Genomic DNA, 14,854 nt, shown 5'->3' on the forward strand with positions numbered 1-14,854 from the left:
GTCTACCCGAGGAGTACCCGTGACCGACCAGCAGCTCGACCTCGACGACCAGGCCGTCCAGATCCTCAGCAACGAAGGCGCCCAGTGCGGCGTCTGCGGCGACGAGCCCGGCGATCGCACGTGCCCCGACTGCGAGAAGTGCCGCGCCCGGTACGTGGCTGCCCTGCGTGCCGCCGGATGGGCGCCGCGTCCCGAGCGCGACGCCATGGCCGCCGAGATCCGCCGCCTCCGCGCCGAGAACAACCAGCTCGCCACCAGGCTGGCCGCCGAGGAGCGCGCGCACGGCGAGACCATCGACGACCGCGACCACTTCCACGACATGGCCGACAAGCTCGCCTACGCCGTCGCACCGGAGGAGGTCATCGGCGAGCACTCCTCGATGAACTGCCCGTGGGAGAACGCCCTCGACCTGATCACACCGATGGCCGAGGTCGAGAAGCTCCGCGAGGAGCTGGAGCGACAGACCGCCCTCGCAGAGCAGGGAGCCCGCGCCAACCGGGAGCTGAGCCGCCTCCGTGCCGTGGTCGCCGCCGTGATCGCCGAGCACGAGAAGGGCGAGCACAACGGCCTCGCGATCTGCCTGCACTGCGCCCAGCTCATGTTCCCGCCGCCCGAGACCGGCATCTGGTCCGAGAGTGCCTACCCCTGCGCCACCCTCCGCGCGCTCGGCATCACCGAGGACACCGCCGCCGTGGAGGCGCACGTCGTCGCCGACGACAGCGACGACCCCGAGCACGTCCGGCCGTGACCCGCACACCACCGAACGGAGACCCACACGTGACACCCGAAGCCGCGGACTGGATCCGCCTGAACGTCCTACCAACCCTGTGGCGCGACGAGACCGAAGACCTCCGCACCTGCCTCTGCCAGGCCCCGCCGTCCGACTGGCTCGCGGGAGTGACCGAGCCCGCAGCCCGCCTGTGGAACCGCGACGGCCTGCCGCTCGCCTGGGGCCCGGCTGGCGAGGAGACCAAGTTCCTCGGCGCCCGGCACCTCGTCCAGATCTGGCACACCGACCGCGTCTGCACGCGCCGTCGGCCAGCGCTGACCTCGTGACCCACCCTTCGCGCGCGGCCCGCCTGGGGCGAATCCAGGCGGGCCGGCGCCCCGACCATCTCACAGGAGCACCCATGACCCAGAACGACCCCGACCTCCGCGACCGCATCGCCGAGGCGCTGTGCCCGCCGGGACACCGGCAGGGGTACGTGTCCTCCAGCAGCAACGAGGTTCCGGCGACCCGGCCGTGCGTCTACCACGCTGCCGAGGCCGACGCGGTCCTGTCCGTGCAGCCCGCGCCCGACCAGCGGGCCGCCGTCACGCCGCCGCCAGCTCTCACCGAGGAAGGCCGCCTCCGCGCCCGCGTGGAAGTGCTCGAAGACGCACTCAAGCAGAGCGAGGGACTGGCCAAGCTGGGAGCGCGATGCTTCCGCGACCACCACGACGGCCAGCTCGCCGGAGGTCGTGCCGAGATCGAGGGCCACCGTTTCGCCCTGTCCGTGAAGCTCAGTCTCGGAACGGGCGCGCCGTGGGATGCGATCTACGAGCGGGCGGCCGAGCTGCGCCGTCTGGCTGGCGAGGCGCAGCAGGACGAGCACTCATGCGGCAACTGCGAGGGCATCGACCCGGACAGCTGCCTGGCGAATCCCGACCGGCCGCGCCCCAACCTGTTCGCCGAGTCCGGTGTCGACACTCCGAGGTGCGACTGCGGACACGAGGGCATGGGGTTGCGCTGGCACATGAAGGCATGCGCGTGGGTGAAGCAGCTCACCGACGAGGCCCGCGAACTGCTCGCCGAGGACGACGCCCGCGAGGCGCAGCAGGACCCGGCACCGGGCGGCCCCGTGCCCGTCGGCGGCGTGAAGGGCAACCCGTTCGACTACCACCCCGAGGACGAGGCGGCGCGGTCCGGGCAGCCCGAGACGGACTGAGCCAACCCGCGTGGGGCCGTGTGGTGCAGCGCGGCCCCACAGAGGGGCTGGACGGGCGTTTGAGACGCGAACAGACGCCCGTGCGACTCACGCGACACAGAGCGCAACTACAGGCCCGCAGACGGGCGTACACAGCTTTCGACCAAGGAGAACCGTGAAGCCCTACCGAATCCTCGTCACCGGCAGCAGAGACTGGCCACACCTCAGCGTCGTCATACGAGCCCTCGACGAGGCCCGTGCCACCGTCCCCCACGGCCAGCCCGTCATCGTCGTCCACGGCGACTGCCCCAACGGAGCCGACCGCTTCGCCAAAACCTGGGCCCGCCGCAACAGCGCCCATGGCATCACCGAGGAGGCCCACCCCGCCCAGTGGCGCGTCAACGGCACTCTCGACCGCTCAGCCGGCTTCCGCCGCAACGCCGACATGGTCGACCTCGGCGCCAACCTCTGCCTCGCCTTCATCCGCAACGGCAGCCGCGGCGCCTCCCACACCGCTGCCCTTGCCGAGCGCGCTGGCATCCCTGTCCGCCGCTACACCGCCCAGCCCGACGCCCGCTGACCCGCACCCGGAAGGACCACCCATGACCAACAGCCCCTACGGACGCGGCACCTGCCCCGTCTGCCACCGCGACATGAACCTCCTCAAGAACGGCACCCTCCGCCACCACGGCGGCCCCGAAGGCAGCGGCTACATGCGCCCCCGCACCTACCGCTGCAAAGGCGCCGGACAGAAGCCGACTCTGACCAGCAAGGACACCCGATGACACCCGCAGACGAGCAACTCCGCTCCCACGCCCGGTCAGCACTGATCCACGCCCACATCAGCCAGGCCGAAGCAGCCCGCCGTCTCGGCCTCAGCACCAAGCACCTCAACCAGATGATCACTGGGCGCGCGCCCCTCACCCTCGCCTGGGCCGAGCGCATCCTCGCCCTCACCGGCATGCACATCGTCATCGGGCTCGCCCACAACGCGCAGGAGAAGGCATGACACCCGCAGACGAGATCAAGCAGGCCGCCACCCGACTCCGCGAACTCGCCACCGCCGCAGCCGACAACAGCGGCAACCCCAACTGGACCGCCACCCGCCACTTCCCCGACCAGCCGGACAGCACCTACACCACCCTGTGGGCAACCGGAGCGCGCCCACTCCTCGGCGGAGGCGGCAGGGGCCGAGTGCCCTACGTCCACGCCCCCGTCGGCGACTACGCCGCCGCCATGGACCCCACCGTCGGCCTCGCGCTCGCCGGCTGGCTGGACAGCTGGACCGGCATCGACCTCCGCGACGACGGGCCGCTCCCCGAAGACGCCCAGCACGCCCTCACCGTGGCCCGCGCCATCCTCAGCCAGCCGTGACCGCCCCCACGCCGCGCAGCACCTGCCCCAGCGGCCGGCACCACGGACACCCCGGACTCAAATGCGACGAGTACGAGCAGTGGCGGCGAGATATGGACGCTGCGATCAACAGAACGGAGCCCGCGGTGATACGCAAAACCGCGTCCACGATCAACGACGCTGACCTCGACCAGCTGTACGACCAGCTCGGCCGACTTCAGATCGCCAACCGCGCACTCAACACCGCCGCCCTCGAAGCAGTACAGCGCGCCGAACACGCCGAAGCTGCCATCGCCCGCGTCCGCGCCATCCACAGCCACGGCCGACGCACCAACGCCTGCAACGACTGCGGACAGCCCTGGCCCTGCGAAGTCGCGCGCGCCCTCGACCAGGCCGCGCCGACAGCAGCGACCCAAGCGACGGAACCCCGAAACCCCAACGCCCGACAAGCAGTTGATCACTTGTAGGCATCAATCCAGGAGAACCCACCACACCACGAGCACGAGACCAGCACACTTCCCACACGCCACCCGAACACACGAGGAGCCCCATGGCGACGAACCCCTACTTCACCACCCCGATCACGCCCACCCGACCCCGCATGTACAACACCACCATCGCCAAGGTCATCTGGACCCTCGTCCCCATCATCACCGCCGGACTCGCCGGCGCTGTCCCCTTCGTCGTTGCCGCAGTCAAGGGCGTCGTGAAGCCCTGGTTGGCCGTCGTCTACGTGGTCGTGGAGATCGCCGTGTACTCCGTGGCCATCTCCATCAGCCCGTCCGCGAACGACGACAACCCGTGGCCCGGCTTCCTGATGATCCTGTGGATCATCACGGCGGCCACACACACGTCACTCCTCGACAACGAGAGAGTCAGCGTCGGGAAGTAACCGCACCAACGGCCGCGCCCCGCCCAACCGGCGGGGCGCTCGCGCGTCCGGCCAGCGTCCGTGCTCTTCTCTCCCATCAGGCGCGCAGCAGCACGCGCAGCACGGAGGGAGAAATGACCACGCCCGCAGCCCGCTGCTGGTGGAAGAGCACCGGGCGACGGTGTCCCTTCGCGTCCCCCTACCGCCGGCCCATGGCAGCGTCGAAGGCATCACTCATCTGCTGGAACCGGTCCGCATCCCGGCGTCGCTCTTCCTTGTGCCGCTGCTCCGCCTCCTGATGCCGCTGCTCTGCCTCCTGCAAGCGTGCGCGCAACGCCACGCACCCACTGCATGCGTCGCCGTCGGCTTGCGCCGGAACCGCCCGGCCCCCAGGCCACTTCCGTTCCACCATCAGCCGCGCGACATCCGAGCGGTACAGGCGGGCCGAGCCACGCGAACCGAGGCGGTCGGCGATGCGCAGCTCGCCACGGTCGATGCATCCACGCAACACCGCGCGCGTGACCCCGGCCATCGTGTACGCCTCGACCTGCTGAATGATGTCGCCGTCACCCTCAGACCGTGGCGTTTGGTTGTCAGTCATGACCAACCAACCATTCAGCCATCAATGCGGACACTTATTGATCGGCGAAACCGCCCAGTCGGCCTACGAGCTGCCATCAGCCCCACACGTCCGGCCCGCCCCCGCGCCACTCGATCCACTCGGCGCGCAGCACGTCCAGGTCGTCCACCCCGTCCAGGCCGGCACGCCGCAGGAACTCCACCACATCCGTCAGCCGGAACGCGCGCCCGCTGATCTCGCCGTCGACACGGACGCGGCGGCCACCGTCTTCATCAGGTGGGTAAACGATCACGACAGGCATACGTCCAGCCTCCCGTGGCCCGACCGCAGGCGCGCGCCAGGTGCGGCCGAACGGATTCGTTTGACAGCGGGGGGACGCTGGATCTGCGGTTCTGGTCTTCGCTGCTGCGCCACGAATCGCGTGCTACTCGGGACGGCTCCCCGAAACGACGAAGCCCCGGCCAATGGTCGGGGCTTCTCGTCTGGGCGGGTCGCGGCTACAGGCGCCACGCCTCGTTGTAGTCGGGGTGATCGGCGAACGGCAGCGCGAGCCGCTTCAGTGTCCGCTCGCAGGCGTCCGCGCCATCCTGGTAGTCCAGACTCGCACGTTCGGCCCAGCGGATCACCTCGGCGAGGTCGTCCACGATGCCGCGCCGGGCGTCGACCTCGGCGAGGACACGCGCCGGATCATGACGAACGATGTGCAGGGCCACGGGAGCGCTCGCATAGGACCGCGGGATGCCCGTCACCATCTCCGGCGACGTATTGGCGTCTCTCGCGATCTGCTCGTCCTCGTCCAGCCGGGCGCGCAGGAACTCCACCAGGTCATCCATCACCGGCGCCTCCCGCCTTCCCGCTCGATCTGCCCCGCCTGGTCGTACATTCGCCGGGCAGCCTGCCCCTCGACAGGGTTCAAAACCCCATGCAGGACGAGCGTGTTCGACAGGTAGAGGACCGTGTCCTCCAGTTCCTTCACGCGCTGACGCAGCGCTTCCAGCTCATCCATCCGACGGCTCCTCGACCTGCTCGGGGTCCTCGGCGAGGATCTGCCGGACCCTGCCGTAGCTGATCCCCATCTCCTTGGCGATCTCGCGGTACGTCATCCCGCCATCGCTCATCTCCTGCACGGCCTCCCGTCGGCGACGTCTCCACTCCACAAGAGCAGCGTCCTTAGCCGCGTCCAGCCGACGGGCCCGCTCTGCGGGCGGTACGTCTACCGCCACAGCGGCGATGGCTTCGCGCACGCGCCGCACCTCCTCCGACTGGTCTTCCACGTCCGTCCCTCTCCTGGTGGGGAGGCGGATCTCCGTGCCGTCTTGTGTAGTCAGCCTACACGCGTGTAGCTTGGCTACACAACGGCTCGGAGGTCGCCTCCAACCGTCAAACAACAAGCCCCCGGCCGGAGTTGCCGCTCCACATGGCCGGGGGCGGACCCACCCCGAAGCGATCAAAGGAGCAGGTCCGCCATGGAGCGTACCGAGACCCAACCCCAACCGCCCAGCCTCAACGCACGCGGCCCCTTCCAGGGCCAAAGCGGCACCCGCGTCAGCGACGCCCTCCACGCCCTGTGCAGCCCGACCACCGAACCCTGGCCCGACGGGGTCATCGCGCGGTACCTCACCGTCGTCGGGGCCACCGTCGACCTCACCCACACCGACAAGGGCGAGCCCATCTCGTACTGCACCGGCTGCGGGGACAGCCGCTTCCCGAACAGCGAGATCTACATCCGCAACGAAGCCCAACGCCACGCCTCGACCTGCCGCGCCCTGCCCCGCCCGGCGGTGAGCTGATGAGCTACCAAGGCCCCACCTGCACCAGCTGCGGCGGCCAAGGCGGCCACCCCGAAACCACCCCCAACCCCGACGGCGGCCACGTCACCGTATGGCGCACCTGCACCGGATGCGGCGGACGGGGAACCAGCTGATGAGCCTCCTCGACAAGCTGTTCGGCAACGACCACGAGCGCGCCGCCACCCAATACGCCGGCCGCGAGTCCGCCACCGAGCGGGCCACACGGCAACGCCGCGCCAGCCACCACCGCGGTGGCGCCCAGCGCGCCGCCCGCGCTGGCCAAGCGTGGGAAGACCGCGACCGCACCCAAGACCGCCGAGGCCGCTGGTACCGGGCCGCCCGATGAGGAGCACCGTCATGGAGAAGTTCGGCTTCGGCCTCGGAATCATCCTCTCCTTCGCCGCCGGGGTGTTCGCCGTCGTCTGGATGACCGCCCACTAACCCCCTGACCGCCGGCCCCCGCGTACGACCATCCCCCCGTCCGCGGGGGCCGGCTCCCCGGAGACAACCGTGCGCCGCCACTTCCGCCACCCGCTCGCACGCCGCGGGTTCACCGTCCTCGCCGTCCTCGCCGCCCTCAACGGCCTCTGGGCCCCCGCCGCCGTCTGCACCCTCATCGCCGCCTACGCCTGGCACCACCGCCGCTGAACCGGAGAAGCACCGTGACCACCCAAGCCGCCAACGGCCGCAGACTCTCCCGCTCCATCCGCGCCGCCTGGGCCCTCGTCCTCGGCATGCTCCTCGCCGCCGCGGCCTGGTCCCTCTCCGGACAGCTCATGCGCTGGGGCATGCGAGACCTCCTCGCCTGGCCCCTCTCCATCATGTTCGACGCCGCAGGGCTCATCTGCGCCACCTACGCCCGCCGCGCCGTCGAACGCGGGACACCTGCCGGCCTCGCCCGCCTCGCCCTAGCCGTCTTCGTCGGCGTCGCCGGACTCCTCAACTGGAACCACGGCAACGACATCGGCGGCCTCCCCGCCGCCGCCGGATTCGCCTCCCTCTCCGCCGGCGTCGAGCTCCTCTTCGAACTCCACCGCCGCGACGTCCGCGACGAACAGCGAGCCGCCCGCGGCCTGATCGCCGAACGACTCCCGCACATCCCCGCCCTCGGCTGGATCATGTACCCGAGCCGCTCCTGGCAGACGCTGCGCGCCGCCGTCGGTGTCCGCCTCGACCTCCTCGACCCCGTCCAGACCGGACACCAGCTGACCACCCCGGACACGGACAGCCGCCCGGACAAACGCGGTCAGGCAACCGTCCGCTCCGCTGTCCGCGCCGCCGCCCACACGTTCCCCGACGCGTCCGCCGAGGACATCGTCGCCCACCTGTCCGCCGCCGGAATCGACACGGACACGGACACCGTCCAAACCGTCCTGGACAAGGACACGGACACCCGTCCGGACAGGAAGGACAGCAGGTCACAGCGTCCGACCGTCCGCCGCGTCCAGCCGATCGCGCCGCCCGGACAAACCATCGCAGACACCGTCCGAACCGCTCTCGCGTCCGGCATCACGGACAGAACCGCCGTCCTGTCCTACGTCCGGGAGATCCACGGACAGCAGGTGTCCGCCGACACCGTCCGCCGGACACGCGACCGCATTGAGGGCAAGGCGTCGTGACCCAGCCCGGTGGCGACGAGCTGCGCGCCCGCCACTACCTCCGCCGTCTCGGCGCCCGCCCCCTCGGCCACCAGGAGCCCACCATGACCGTCCCCGAACCCCGCCGGCCCGTCACCCCGACCCGTGTCATCCCCGCCGGTGTCCCACTGCCCGCACGCGCCCCGGAGCCGGGCGAGGCACCACCGTGGCGGACCCCGCCCCCGCCACCACCACCGCCGCCGGTGATCCCGGACCCACCGCCGATACCGCAGCCCGACCCGATGCCGCAGGCCGTGATCGTCCGGCACGTCCACGAGCACGTCCTCGTCCCCGTCGAGGAGGAACGCCCACCGCGGTTGTGGGAGCGCCTGTGGGACCAGCTGGTGACGTGGCGGATGCTCGTCGCTATCCTCGCCGCGCTCACCCCGTGGGTAGACGGCCACAGCCCGGTCGGGATCTGGGGCCACACCGTCCACCAAGCCCGCACCGAAGCCGGCGTGGGCGCGGCCTACGTCATCGCGGGCGTCGCGATCGCCGCCGCCTGGGCCCTCGACCGGCGCACCGGCCGTGCTGTACCCCGCTTCCTCCTCGTCACCGCCCTCATCGGCGGCCTCGGCGTCCTCGACTGGTTCGACGCCCTCACCCTGTTCACTGGAGTTCACCGATGACCGGCACCACCACCCTGACCGTCGGCGGTCTCCTCGCCGCCGTTCTCGTCCTCGCCGCGAACCTCCGCCCCTGGTGGAAGGGCGGCCGAGAGATGAAGATGCTCTCCAGCTTCGGCAAGGGCCTCCTCGCCGCCATCTGCGCCGCGGCCTGCCCCGGCGGAATCCTCGGCTGGTCCCACCACCACGCCGCCACCATCGCCAACCGTGCAGGCCAGCGCACCAGTGACGCCGCGGCCGGCGCTTCCTCGGGCAGCGGGCTCACGACGGGACAGCTGGTCGGACTCAGCGCGACCGGCGCCGCGGTCGTCATCGTGACCGTGTTCCTGATCAGCCTCGCCTACAAGGACGCCGGGAAGAAAGACAAGCGGCGCATCGTCGGCGGTGCGTTCGTCGGGTCCACCTTCACCCTCACCGCAGGCGTGGCCGGCGCGCTCGTATGGCTACCTGACGCCCTCAATGGCGTCGGCGACAGCGTCGTGAGCGCGGTGCAGAGTTCGGGTCTCCTGTGAGCCGCCTCGCCCGCCCTGCGGCCCGTCTCGCTGACGGGTCTGCCGCCGTCGCGCGCGGTATCGGCCGACGCGTGACCGCCTGGGTCGCGCGCGGCCGACGCCCGGACCTCACCGGCTGGCGAGCCGCGCTCGGCTGCTGGCTCCGCCTCGCCATCCTCACCCTCGGCGTGTACCTGCTGTGGCGAATCGTCCGCGCCGTCCCCAACCTCATGTGGGCCCTCACCGGCGTGTGGGTCATCGCCGCATGGAGAGCCGGGCGACAGGCCCCCGCGGAGGTTGCGGAGCAGTCGGCGGCAGCCTCCCCGAATGATGTCCGAGCGGCCACCCTGGAGTGGATCTGGCAGCGCATGGGGGACGCCCAGGGAGTGCACCTCCGGGACCTCCTCGCGCACGCCCAGCAGCACGGCATGTTCGAGGGCATGGACGTGACCACTTTCCGGGCCCATCTGGAGCGCTGGGACATCCCCGTGCACCGCGGCGTGAAGGTGGCCGGCGTGCCCACCTGGGGGGTCCGCCGACGGGACCTCGAAGCCCCTTCCCCGGCCGCCGCCGAGGAGCCGTCTACCGACGTATCTACCGCCGCCTGACCTGCACGTCTACCGCGTCGTCTACCCGCATCTACCGTCGATCTCCCGGCCCATCTACCTGCCTCCCTGCGCTGTTTGACAGCCCTGCGACACTGAGACTGCACCCGATGACGAGCACCTCGGATGCTCCCCCTTGAGGCCCCTGCCGCGCCCCGTCAGCAGGGGCCTCGCCCATGCTCCGGCTCCGCGTCGGTGGCCAGCGGGACGGGGATCGCGCGGGCGAGCCAGCCGCGGCCGACGACGTCGGTGGGCAAGGTCGCTGGGCGTGCGCCGAGCTGAGTGCACAGCTCTTGGAGGGCGCGTTCGCATTCGTCGCGGGTGTCTGCCTGCACTGCGTACCTGATCGCCACGGATTCAGTGTGCCGCCACTAGGCGCCGTGTGCTGCCCGTTCCGGTGAGCGCGTGTCACGGATCGGAGACAACGCCTTCACAGCGTCTCCACGGGGGCGGATGATGCGGCCGTAGCCGCACCACCGAGGGGGAGCTCATGTCCAGTTACAGCGACGTCCAGAAGGCCGTGAGCGTCGAGCGGCGCCGCGTCTGGGCTGCCTGGTTCGCTGGGAACTTGCTCGCCCTGTTCGTGGCGTCCGCGATCAACGTGTTCACGGGCATCCCGTTGTTGGCGGTCGGCGTGTTCGTGGTCGTGTTCGTGCTGCTCACGGTGACCGCGTACCGGATGCACGCAGCGCTCGGCCAGCGCGCGGACCGGGAGCGGCGGCAGGTGCTCGGCGACGACTACCCGACCTGACGGTGCGCGGGTAGTGACAGACGAGCAGGCTGGGGCGTAGCGTCCCGGCAGCGGCAGTTGAGTGGGGGGCAAGCTGCGAAGCTAAACCGCTCGACTGCCGCACATACGCATAGCGGCCCCGCACCGGGAGTTGTCCGGGCGGGGCCGTCGTCATGCGGCAGGCCATGGGCGCCGCAGCCTGCGGCGGGGACGCCAGACGCGCGTACCCGGCCCGGCGATGGGCGTCCCGGTGGTCAGGTAGGCGATCGCGGCGCCGAGCAGACCGCCGGGCGCGAGGATCAGCAGGCCGTACAGGAAGTTGTTCCACAACTCGTTCATGTGGTGGGCTCCTCGTCTGGGCGCACCGGGCCCGCGTTGGCGGACCGGCACACGTGCCACGGGCCAGCGTGCCGGGTCATGTTCATGGTGACGTTCCCAACCGTGCCACACCGAGGGCACTCCCATTGGTGGTTACCAGGGGCCCAGTCCAGCTCGTAGACCATGACCCCACGCTGCTCAGCTTGGGTGTTCATGCGGTCTTCTCCTCGCTGCTCGCCGGGCGTTCGGGCAGGTTGGCGTCTGGGCGCCGCAGGTACCAGCGCACCAGGTCCTTGATGACGGCCGCGCGGTCGCCGCCCGGCGCGCGCGCGGCGAGGTCTGCCCAGTCCTGGTCCTCGATGCGGACGGATCGGTGCTTGGTCTTGGGGGCGTTCGGCATGGGCCCCACGGTATCGCGGGTGTACGGACACCGGTAGGTCCGAACCCCTTGCGGTGTACGTACACCCCACGCTACGGTGTACGTACACCAAGAACGAGGGGGACCCGATGAACGCCGCCACCCGCACCGCCCGCCGCACCCTCCGCGACCGCACCCGCACCCACCGCGCCGCCGCAAAGATCCGCCGCCAGGGCGTGGCCACGCTGACGACGCACGTGATCGCCGCCGGACTCGGCGTCCGCGAGGCCCGCAGCGTCGCCGGCTCCCTCCGCAAGAACGCGGCCAAGGCCAACGTCGCCGGCACCCCCTCCATCTCCTACACCCACGGCCGCGCCCGCCAGTGCACCCGCTACACGGTGGCCGAGGTCGCCCGCATCGCCGTCATCTACCGGCCCCGCAAGCCCGCCTACCGCACCGCCGCCACCCGCCTCGCCCTCGCCGCCTAACCCATTCGCCCGCGCACCACCCACGAGAACGGACTCCACAATGAACGCCACCGCCCGCCGCACCCGCATCGCTCAGCTCCGCACCCGCATCGCCCGCCGCGCACTCGACGCCATCCACGCCCCCGCCGACACCCGCATCCTCGACGCACGCCTCATCGGCACCGTGCTCGTCGTCGCCACCGAACACCCCAACCCCCGGTGGGCCAGCATCTTCGTGGAGACCTTCCGACTGCCCACCCCGGACGACACCGACCCCCGCTACGACGACGCCGACACCCCGCAGTGGATTCCCCTCGCCGGCTGGTCCGGGCACAGCGCGGACGAGGTGCCCGACATGGTCGCCGAGGCCACCGCCTACGCCCAGCCCATCTGAGCCGCCGCTCGTCTCGCGCTGCCGCTTGACCCCCGCCATACGCTCAACCCACCGCCACGAAAGGACCCCAGCCATGGGTTACAAGACGTCCGTCGACGGAGAGATCACCATCCAGCCGCCGCTCACCTGGCGCGAGTTCAAGGACAGCCCGTTCGCGGCCGACGACCTCGACGTGAAGCTCCGCGTCGAGGCCGAGACCGTCGACACCGACGAGGGCCCGCTGATGCGGAAGACCGCGCCCGCCCTGGTGCCCAGCTGGAGTGAGGCGTACAAGGCGTACAACCTCGTCGCTCACGTGCAGAAGGCCATCGACGCGTTCCCCGGCCACACGTTCACCGGCCGCCTGGACTGCGAGGGGGAGGAGAACGGTGACCTGTGGCGGGTGGTCGTCCGGGACGGCCGCGCGGAGAAGGTCACGCCGCGCATCGTCTGGCCCGACGAGGACTGACCACCGCCTGACCGCCCGACACGACAGGACGAACCCCATGACCACCAAGCCCCGTAAGCCGTGGCGCGTGATCCTGACCGGCCCCGACGTGCGCGCCGAGTCCGACCACACCAGCGAAGCCAAGGCGTACGCCCTGATCCGCGTCTCCCTCGGCGACGGGAACCCCGCCGACACCGCGAGGGTGAAACAGTGGGAGGGCGGCCGGTGGTGGCACTTCGAGACCGTCACCGCCGACGAGATCCGAGCCGCCCGCCCCGACGCCTGACCCTCTGCATGCCGAAGCCCCCGCCTCTGACGCCCAGACAGAGACGGGGGCTCCCCCATGCGCGCCCGCCTGAGCCGCCACCCCGGTTGCACGCATCGTTACCATCAAACCACGCCCAACCGGTAACACGCACTCCACGAAGGGGGACCCAGTGACCGCCGACACCCCCGACAACGGCATCCGAGGCCGCAACAGCAAAGGCAAGTTCGTCCGCAGCATCGAAGGCGCAGAACGAGACGCCGAAGTCGCCCGGCTCTACTCCCAAGGCGGCCTCAGCTTCCGCGAGGTCGGCGAACAACTCGGCATCAGCAAATGGGCCGCCATCAGCGCCTACAACCGCGCCGTCCGCGATGTCGTCCAGGAAGCCGGCGAGGAAGCGCTCAAGGTCCACGCCGCGCGCCTGGAGCACGTTGTGGCCCGCTGCATGGAGATCGCCGAGACCGAGCACGTCATGGTGTCCCACGGCCGGATCGTGTACGACGAGGACGGCCAGCCGCTCAAGGACACCGCCCCGGTGCTGGCCGCGTTCCGGGAGCTCCGTGGCGCCCTCGCTGATTTCCGGCGCATGACCGGCATGGACAAGCCAAGCAAGGTCGAGCACTCCGGCGGCGTCAAGTACGAGTTGGTCGGCGTGAACCCCGAGGATCTCGTGTGACCCCATCGGTCGTGCGGTACGAACCGCGCGGCGGCGCCAAGACGCTCCTGTCCGCGAAAGATCAGGAGATCTGCATAGCCGGACCGGCGGGCACCGGCAAGTCGCTGGCGATGCTCCAGAAGGCGTTCTACACCAGCCTGATGGTGCCGAACTGCCGCTCCCTGATCGTCCGCCAGACCCACGCGTCCCTCACCGGCAGCACGCTGGTGACGTTCGAGCAGCAGGTAGCCACCACCGCGCTTGCCGAGGGCGTCGTGAAGTGGTTCGGCGGGTCGCCGCGGAAGCCGGCCGCCTACCAGTTCGCCAACGGCGCGGAGATCCTCGTCGGCGGCCTCGACCGCCCCGAGAAGTTCCTGTCGACGGAGTTCTCCCGGATCTACGTGGACGAGGCCACCCAGATCAGCCTCACCGCGCTGGAGACCCTGATCACCCGCCTCCGCGGCAACGCGGCCACCTACCGGCAGATCGTGCTGGCGTGCAACCCGGACCACCCGAAGCACTGGATCAAGCAGCGGTGCGACGAGGGCACCATGCGGATGATCCACAGCCTGCACCGCGACAACCCCCTCTACGTCAACCTCGACGGCAGCCTCACCGAGCGCGGCGTCGACTACATGGCCAAGCTCGACGCCCTCACCGGCGTCCGCCGGCTCCGCTTCCGCGAGGGCATCTGGGCCGCCGCCGAGGGCCTGGTGTACGAGGGCTGGTCCGAACCCGTCCACGTGGTCGAGCCGTTCGACGTACCCGCGGCCTGGACCCGCTGGCTGACCATCGACTTCGGGTTCACCAACCCGTTCGTCGCCCAGCTGTGGGCCGAAGACCCCGACGGACGCCTGTACCTGATCCGCGAGTGGGTCCGCACCCGCATGCTGGTCGAAGACCACGCCGAGGTGATCCGCGACCGGCTCCTCGCCGGGCAGCCACGGCCGCGCGCCATCATCACCGACCACGACGCCGAAGACCGCGCGACCCTCGAACGGAAGCTGGGCATGGGCACGCAGGCCGCCCACAAGGGCGTCTCGGACGGGATCCAGGCCATGCAGTCCCGGCTCAAGGTCCAGCCCGACGGCCGCGCGCGGCTCCACGTCTTCAGCAACGCCCTCCTCGAACGCGACGCCGACATGGACGCCACCTCACTCCCGATCGGGCTCGCCGAGGAAGTCGCCGGCTACGTGTGGGCTGTGAAGCCCGGTAACGCGGGCGGGCTGAAAGAGGAGCCGGTGAAGGCTAACGACCACTCCATGGACGCCGCCCGGTACATGGTGGCGGCGCGGGACATTGGTGGTCGGCCGCGAGTCCGCTGGCTGTGAGACTGTCGTAACCCTACAAGCCGCCACGACGAGAGTGAGACCGCCATGA

The 14,854-nt window shown here is 70.6% G+C and carries 30 protein-coding genes; 23 read left to right on the forward strand and 7 right to left on the reverse strand.

The genetic code is table 11. From position 1 onward, the window contains the following. Nucleotides 1–19: 19 nt before the first annotated feature. From ACE4Q9_RS03290 to ACE4Q9_RS03330, 9 genes are all read left to right on the forward strand, one after another. Entirely contained in the window at nucleotides 20–748 is a 729-nt protein-coding gene (locus ACE4Q9_RS03290) for a hypothetical protein (RefSeq protein ID WP_397982691.1), read from the forward strand. 29 nt (nucleotides 749–777) lie between these two features. Continuing rightward, complete coding sequence (locus tag ACE4Q9_RS03295; RefSeq protein ID WP_397982692.1) at nucleotides 778–1,056, forward strand: hypothetical protein; 279 nt, start codon at nucleotides 778–780, stop codon at nucleotides 1,054–1,056. A 74-nt stretch (nucleotides 1,057–1,130) separates the two neighbouring features. Then, nucleotides 1,131–1,928, forward strand: a complete 798-nt coding sequence (locus ACE4Q9_RS03300; RefSeq protein ID WP_397982693.1) for a hypothetical protein — start codon at nucleotides 1,131–1,133, stop codon at nucleotides 1,926–1,928. A gap of 154 nt (nucleotides 1,929–2,082) precedes the next feature. Continuing rightward, nucleotides 2,083–2,487, forward strand: coding sequence for an SLOG family protein (locus ACE4Q9_RS03305; protein ID WP_397982694.1), 405 nt, complete (start codon nucleotides 2,083–2,085; stop codon nucleotides 2,485–2,487). Nucleotides 2,488–2,509: 22 nt separating this feature from the next. Then, nucleotides 2,510–2,692, forward strand: coding sequence for a hypothetical protein (locus ACE4Q9_RS03310; RefSeq protein ID WP_397982695.1), 183 nt, complete (start codon nucleotides 2,510–2,512; stop codon nucleotides 2,690–2,692). Continuing rightward, complete coding sequence (locus ACE4Q9_RS03315; protein ID WP_397982696.1) at nucleotides 2,689–2,916, forward strand: helix-turn-helix domain-containing protein; 228 nt, start codon at nucleotides 2,689–2,691, stop codon at nucleotides 2,914–2,916. Before ACE4Q9_RS03310 ends, ACE4Q9_RS03315 begins: the two co-directional genes overlap by 4 nt. After that, nucleotides 2,913–3,281, forward strand: a complete 369-nt coding sequence (locus ACE4Q9_RS03320; RefSeq protein ID WP_397982697.1) for a hypothetical protein — start codon at nucleotides 2,913–2,915, stop codon at nucleotides 3,279–3,281. The genes ACE4Q9_RS03315 and ACE4Q9_RS03320 overlap by 4 nt, the downstream gene beginning before the upstream one ends. A 125-nt stretch (nucleotides 3,282–3,406) precedes the next feature. Next, nucleotides 3,407–3,727 (forward strand): hypothetical protein, encoded by a 321-nt coding sequence (locus ACE4Q9_RS03325; RefSeq protein WP_397982698.1) that lies wholly within the window; start codon nucleotides 3,407–3,409, stop codon nucleotides 3,725–3,727. Nucleotides 3,728–3,810: 83 nt separating this feature from the next. Next, the gene (locus ACE4Q9_RS03330; RefSeq protein ID WP_397982699.1) at nucleotides 3,811–4,152 is read left to right on the forward strand and encodes a hypothetical protein; all 342 of its coding nucleotides are present in this window, start codon (nucleotides 3,811–3,813) and stop codon (nucleotides 4,150–4,152) included. Between the two features lie 178 nt (nucleotides 4,153–4,330). Here ACE4Q9_RS03330 and ACE4Q9_RS03335 read toward each other — a convergent pair whose 3' ends face one another. The 5 genes from ACE4Q9_RS03335 to ACE4Q9_RS03355 all read right to left on the reverse strand — a co-directional run bounded on the left by ACE4Q9_RS03335 (nucleotide 4,331) and on the right by ACE4Q9_RS03355 (nucleotide 5,985). Beyond that, nucleotides 4,331–4,732, reverse strand: coding sequence for a hypothetical protein (locus ACE4Q9_RS03335; protein ID WP_397982700.1), 402 nt, complete (start codon nucleotides 4,730–4,732; stop codon nucleotides 4,331–4,333). 76 nt (nucleotides 4,733–4,808) lie between these two features. Next, on the reverse strand, nucleotides 4,809–5,012 hold the full coding sequence (locus tag ACE4Q9_RS03340; protein ID WP_397982701.1) for a hypothetical protein: 204 nt from the start codon (nucleotides 5,010–5,012) through the stop codon (nucleotides 4,809–4,811). A 196-nt stretch (nucleotides 5,013–5,208) separates the two neighbouring features. Next, nucleotides 5,209–5,544 carry a DUF6221 family protein gene (locus ACE4Q9_RS03345; RefSeq protein WP_397982702.1) on the reverse strand — a complete coding sequence of 112 codons (336 nt, stop codon included), beginning with the start codon at nucleotides 5,542–5,544 and terminating at the stop codon, nucleotides 5,209–5,211. Further along, the gene (locus ACE4Q9_RS03350; protein ID WP_397982704.1) at nucleotides 5,544–5,717 is read right to left on the reverse strand and encodes a hypothetical protein; all 174 of its coding nucleotides are present in this window, start codon (nucleotides 5,715–5,717) and stop codon (nucleotides 5,544–5,546) included. Before ACE4Q9_RS03350 ends, ACE4Q9_RS03345 begins: the two co-directional genes overlap by 1 nt. Continuing rightward, nucleotides 5,710–5,985 (reverse strand): helix-turn-helix domain-containing protein, encoded by a 276-nt coding sequence (locus ACE4Q9_RS03355; RefSeq protein ID WP_397982705.1) that lies wholly within the window; start codon nucleotides 5,983–5,985, stop codon nucleotides 5,710–5,712. Before ACE4Q9_RS03355 ends, ACE4Q9_RS03350 begins: the two co-directional genes overlap by 8 nt. Before the next feature lie 192 nt (nucleotides 5,986–6,177). On the opposite strand from ACE4Q9_RS03355, the gene ACE4Q9_RS03360 reads away from it, so the two are divergent. The 8 genes from ACE4Q9_RS03360 (at nucleotide 6,178) to ACE4Q9_RS03395 (ending at nucleotide 10,611) form a co-directional block, all read left to right on the forward strand. Continuing rightward, nucleotides 6,178–6,501, forward strand: a complete 324-nt coding sequence (locus ACE4Q9_RS03360) for a hypothetical protein (protein ID WP_397982706.1) — start codon at nucleotides 6,178–6,180, stop codon at nucleotides 6,499–6,501. Nucleotides 6,502–6,634: 133 nt separating this feature from the next. Further along, nucleotides 6,635–6,847 (forward strand): hypothetical protein, encoded by a 213-nt coding sequence (locus ACE4Q9_RS03365; RefSeq protein ID WP_397982707.1) that lies wholly within the window; start codon nucleotides 6,635–6,637, stop codon nucleotides 6,845–6,847. Between the two features lie 164 nt (nucleotides 6,848–7,011). Further along, nucleotides 7,012–7,149 (forward strand): hypothetical protein, encoded by a 138-nt coding sequence (locus tag ACE4Q9_RS03370; RefSeq protein ID WP_397982708.1) that lies wholly within the window; start codon nucleotides 7,012–7,014, stop codon nucleotides 7,147–7,149. A gap of 14 nt (nucleotides 7,150–7,163) precedes the next feature. Continuing rightward, on the forward strand, nucleotides 7,164–8,120 hold the full coding sequence (locus tag ACE4Q9_RS03375) for a hypothetical protein (protein ID WP_397982709.1): 957 nt from the start codon (nucleotides 7,164–7,166) through the stop codon (nucleotides 8,118–8,120). Continuing rightward, nucleotides 8,117–8,767, forward strand: a complete 651-nt coding sequence (locus tag ACE4Q9_RS03380) for a hypothetical protein (RefSeq protein WP_397982710.1) — start codon at nucleotides 8,117–8,119, stop codon at nucleotides 8,765–8,767. Before ACE4Q9_RS03375 ends, ACE4Q9_RS03380 begins: the two co-directional genes overlap by 4 nt. Then, entirely contained in the window at nucleotides 8,764–9,276 is a 513-nt protein-coding gene (locus ACE4Q9_RS03385; protein WP_397982711.1) for a hypothetical protein, read from the forward strand. Before ACE4Q9_RS03380 ends, ACE4Q9_RS03385 begins: the two co-directional genes overlap by 4 nt. A gap of 71 nt (nucleotides 9,277–9,347) precedes the next feature. After that, nucleotides 9,348–9,863: a hypothetical protein gene (locus tag ACE4Q9_RS03390; RefSeq protein WP_397982712.1), complete on the forward strand. Its 516-nt coding sequence runs from the start codon at nucleotides 9,348–9,350 to the stop codon at nucleotides 9,861–9,863. 487 nt (nucleotides 9,864–10,350) lie between these two features. Continuing rightward, nucleotides 10,351–10,611, forward strand: a complete 261-nt coding sequence (locus tag ACE4Q9_RS03395) for a hypothetical protein (protein ID WP_397982713.1) — start codon at nucleotides 10,351–10,353, stop codon at nucleotides 10,609–10,611. A 150-nt stretch (nucleotides 10,612–10,761) separates the two neighbouring features. Here the strand turns inward: ACE4Q9_RS03395 and ACE4Q9_RS03400 are convergent, their stop codons facing one another. Together ACE4Q9_RS03400 and ACE4Q9_RS03405 are read right to left on the reverse strand one after the other, a co-directional pair. Then, entirely contained in the window at nucleotides 10,762–10,929 is a 168-nt protein-coding gene (locus tag ACE4Q9_RS03400; RefSeq protein WP_397982714.1) for a hypothetical protein, read from the reverse strand. A gap of 190 nt (nucleotides 10,930–11,119) precedes the next feature. Continuing rightward, a complete protein-coding gene (locus ACE4Q9_RS03405; protein ID WP_388102066.1) occupies nucleotides 11,120–11,308 on the reverse strand; it encodes a hypothetical protein in 189 nt (62 codons plus the stop codon). A 107-nt stretch (nucleotides 11,309–11,415) separates the two neighbouring features. Here ACE4Q9_RS03405 and ACE4Q9_RS03410 point away from each other — a divergent pair, with 107 nt between their 5' ends. The 6 genes from ACE4Q9_RS03410 to ACE4Q9_RS03435 all read left to right on the forward strand — a co-directional run bounded on the left by ACE4Q9_RS03410 (nucleotide 11,416) and on the right by ACE4Q9_RS03435 (nucleotide 14,805). Next, entirely contained in the window at nucleotides 11,416–11,754 is a 339-nt protein-coding gene (locus ACE4Q9_RS03410; RefSeq protein WP_397982715.1) for a hypothetical protein, read from the forward strand. A gap of 40 nt (nucleotides 11,755–11,794) precedes the next feature. Further along, nucleotides 11,795–12,127, forward strand: a complete 333-nt coding sequence (locus tag ACE4Q9_RS03415) for a hypothetical protein (protein WP_397982716.1) — start codon at nucleotides 11,795–11,797, stop codon at nucleotides 12,125–12,127. Nucleotides 12,128–12,200: 73 nt separating this feature from the next. Beyond that, on the forward strand, nucleotides 12,201–12,575 hold the full coding sequence (locus ACE4Q9_RS03420; protein ID WP_397982717.1) for a DUF6205 family protein: 375 nt from the start codon (nucleotides 12,201–12,203) through the stop codon (nucleotides 12,573–12,575). A gap of 37 nt (nucleotides 12,576–12,612) precedes the next feature. Next, entirely contained in the window at nucleotides 12,613–12,840 is a 228-nt protein-coding gene (locus ACE4Q9_RS03425; RefSeq protein ID WP_397982718.1) for a hypothetical protein, read from the forward strand. A gap of 151 nt (nucleotides 12,841–12,991) precedes the next feature. After that, nucleotides 12,992–13,495, forward strand: a complete 504-nt coding sequence (locus ACE4Q9_RS03430; protein ID WP_397982719.1) for a hypothetical protein — start codon at nucleotides 12,992–12,994, stop codon at nucleotides 13,493–13,495. Then, nucleotides 13,492–14,805, forward strand: a complete 1,314-nt coding sequence (locus ACE4Q9_RS03435; protein WP_397982720.1) for a phage terminase large subunit — start codon at nucleotides 13,492–13,494, stop codon at nucleotides 14,803–14,805. Before ACE4Q9_RS03430 ends, ACE4Q9_RS03435 begins: the two co-directional genes overlap by 4 nt. The last annotated feature ends 49 nt before the right edge of the window (nucleotides 14,806–14,854 follow it).

Source organism: Streptomyces sp. AM6-12 (assembly GCF_044327085.1).
Taxonomy (GTDB): Bacteria; Actinomycetota; Actinomycetes; order Streptomycetales; family Streptomycetaceae; genus Streptomyces.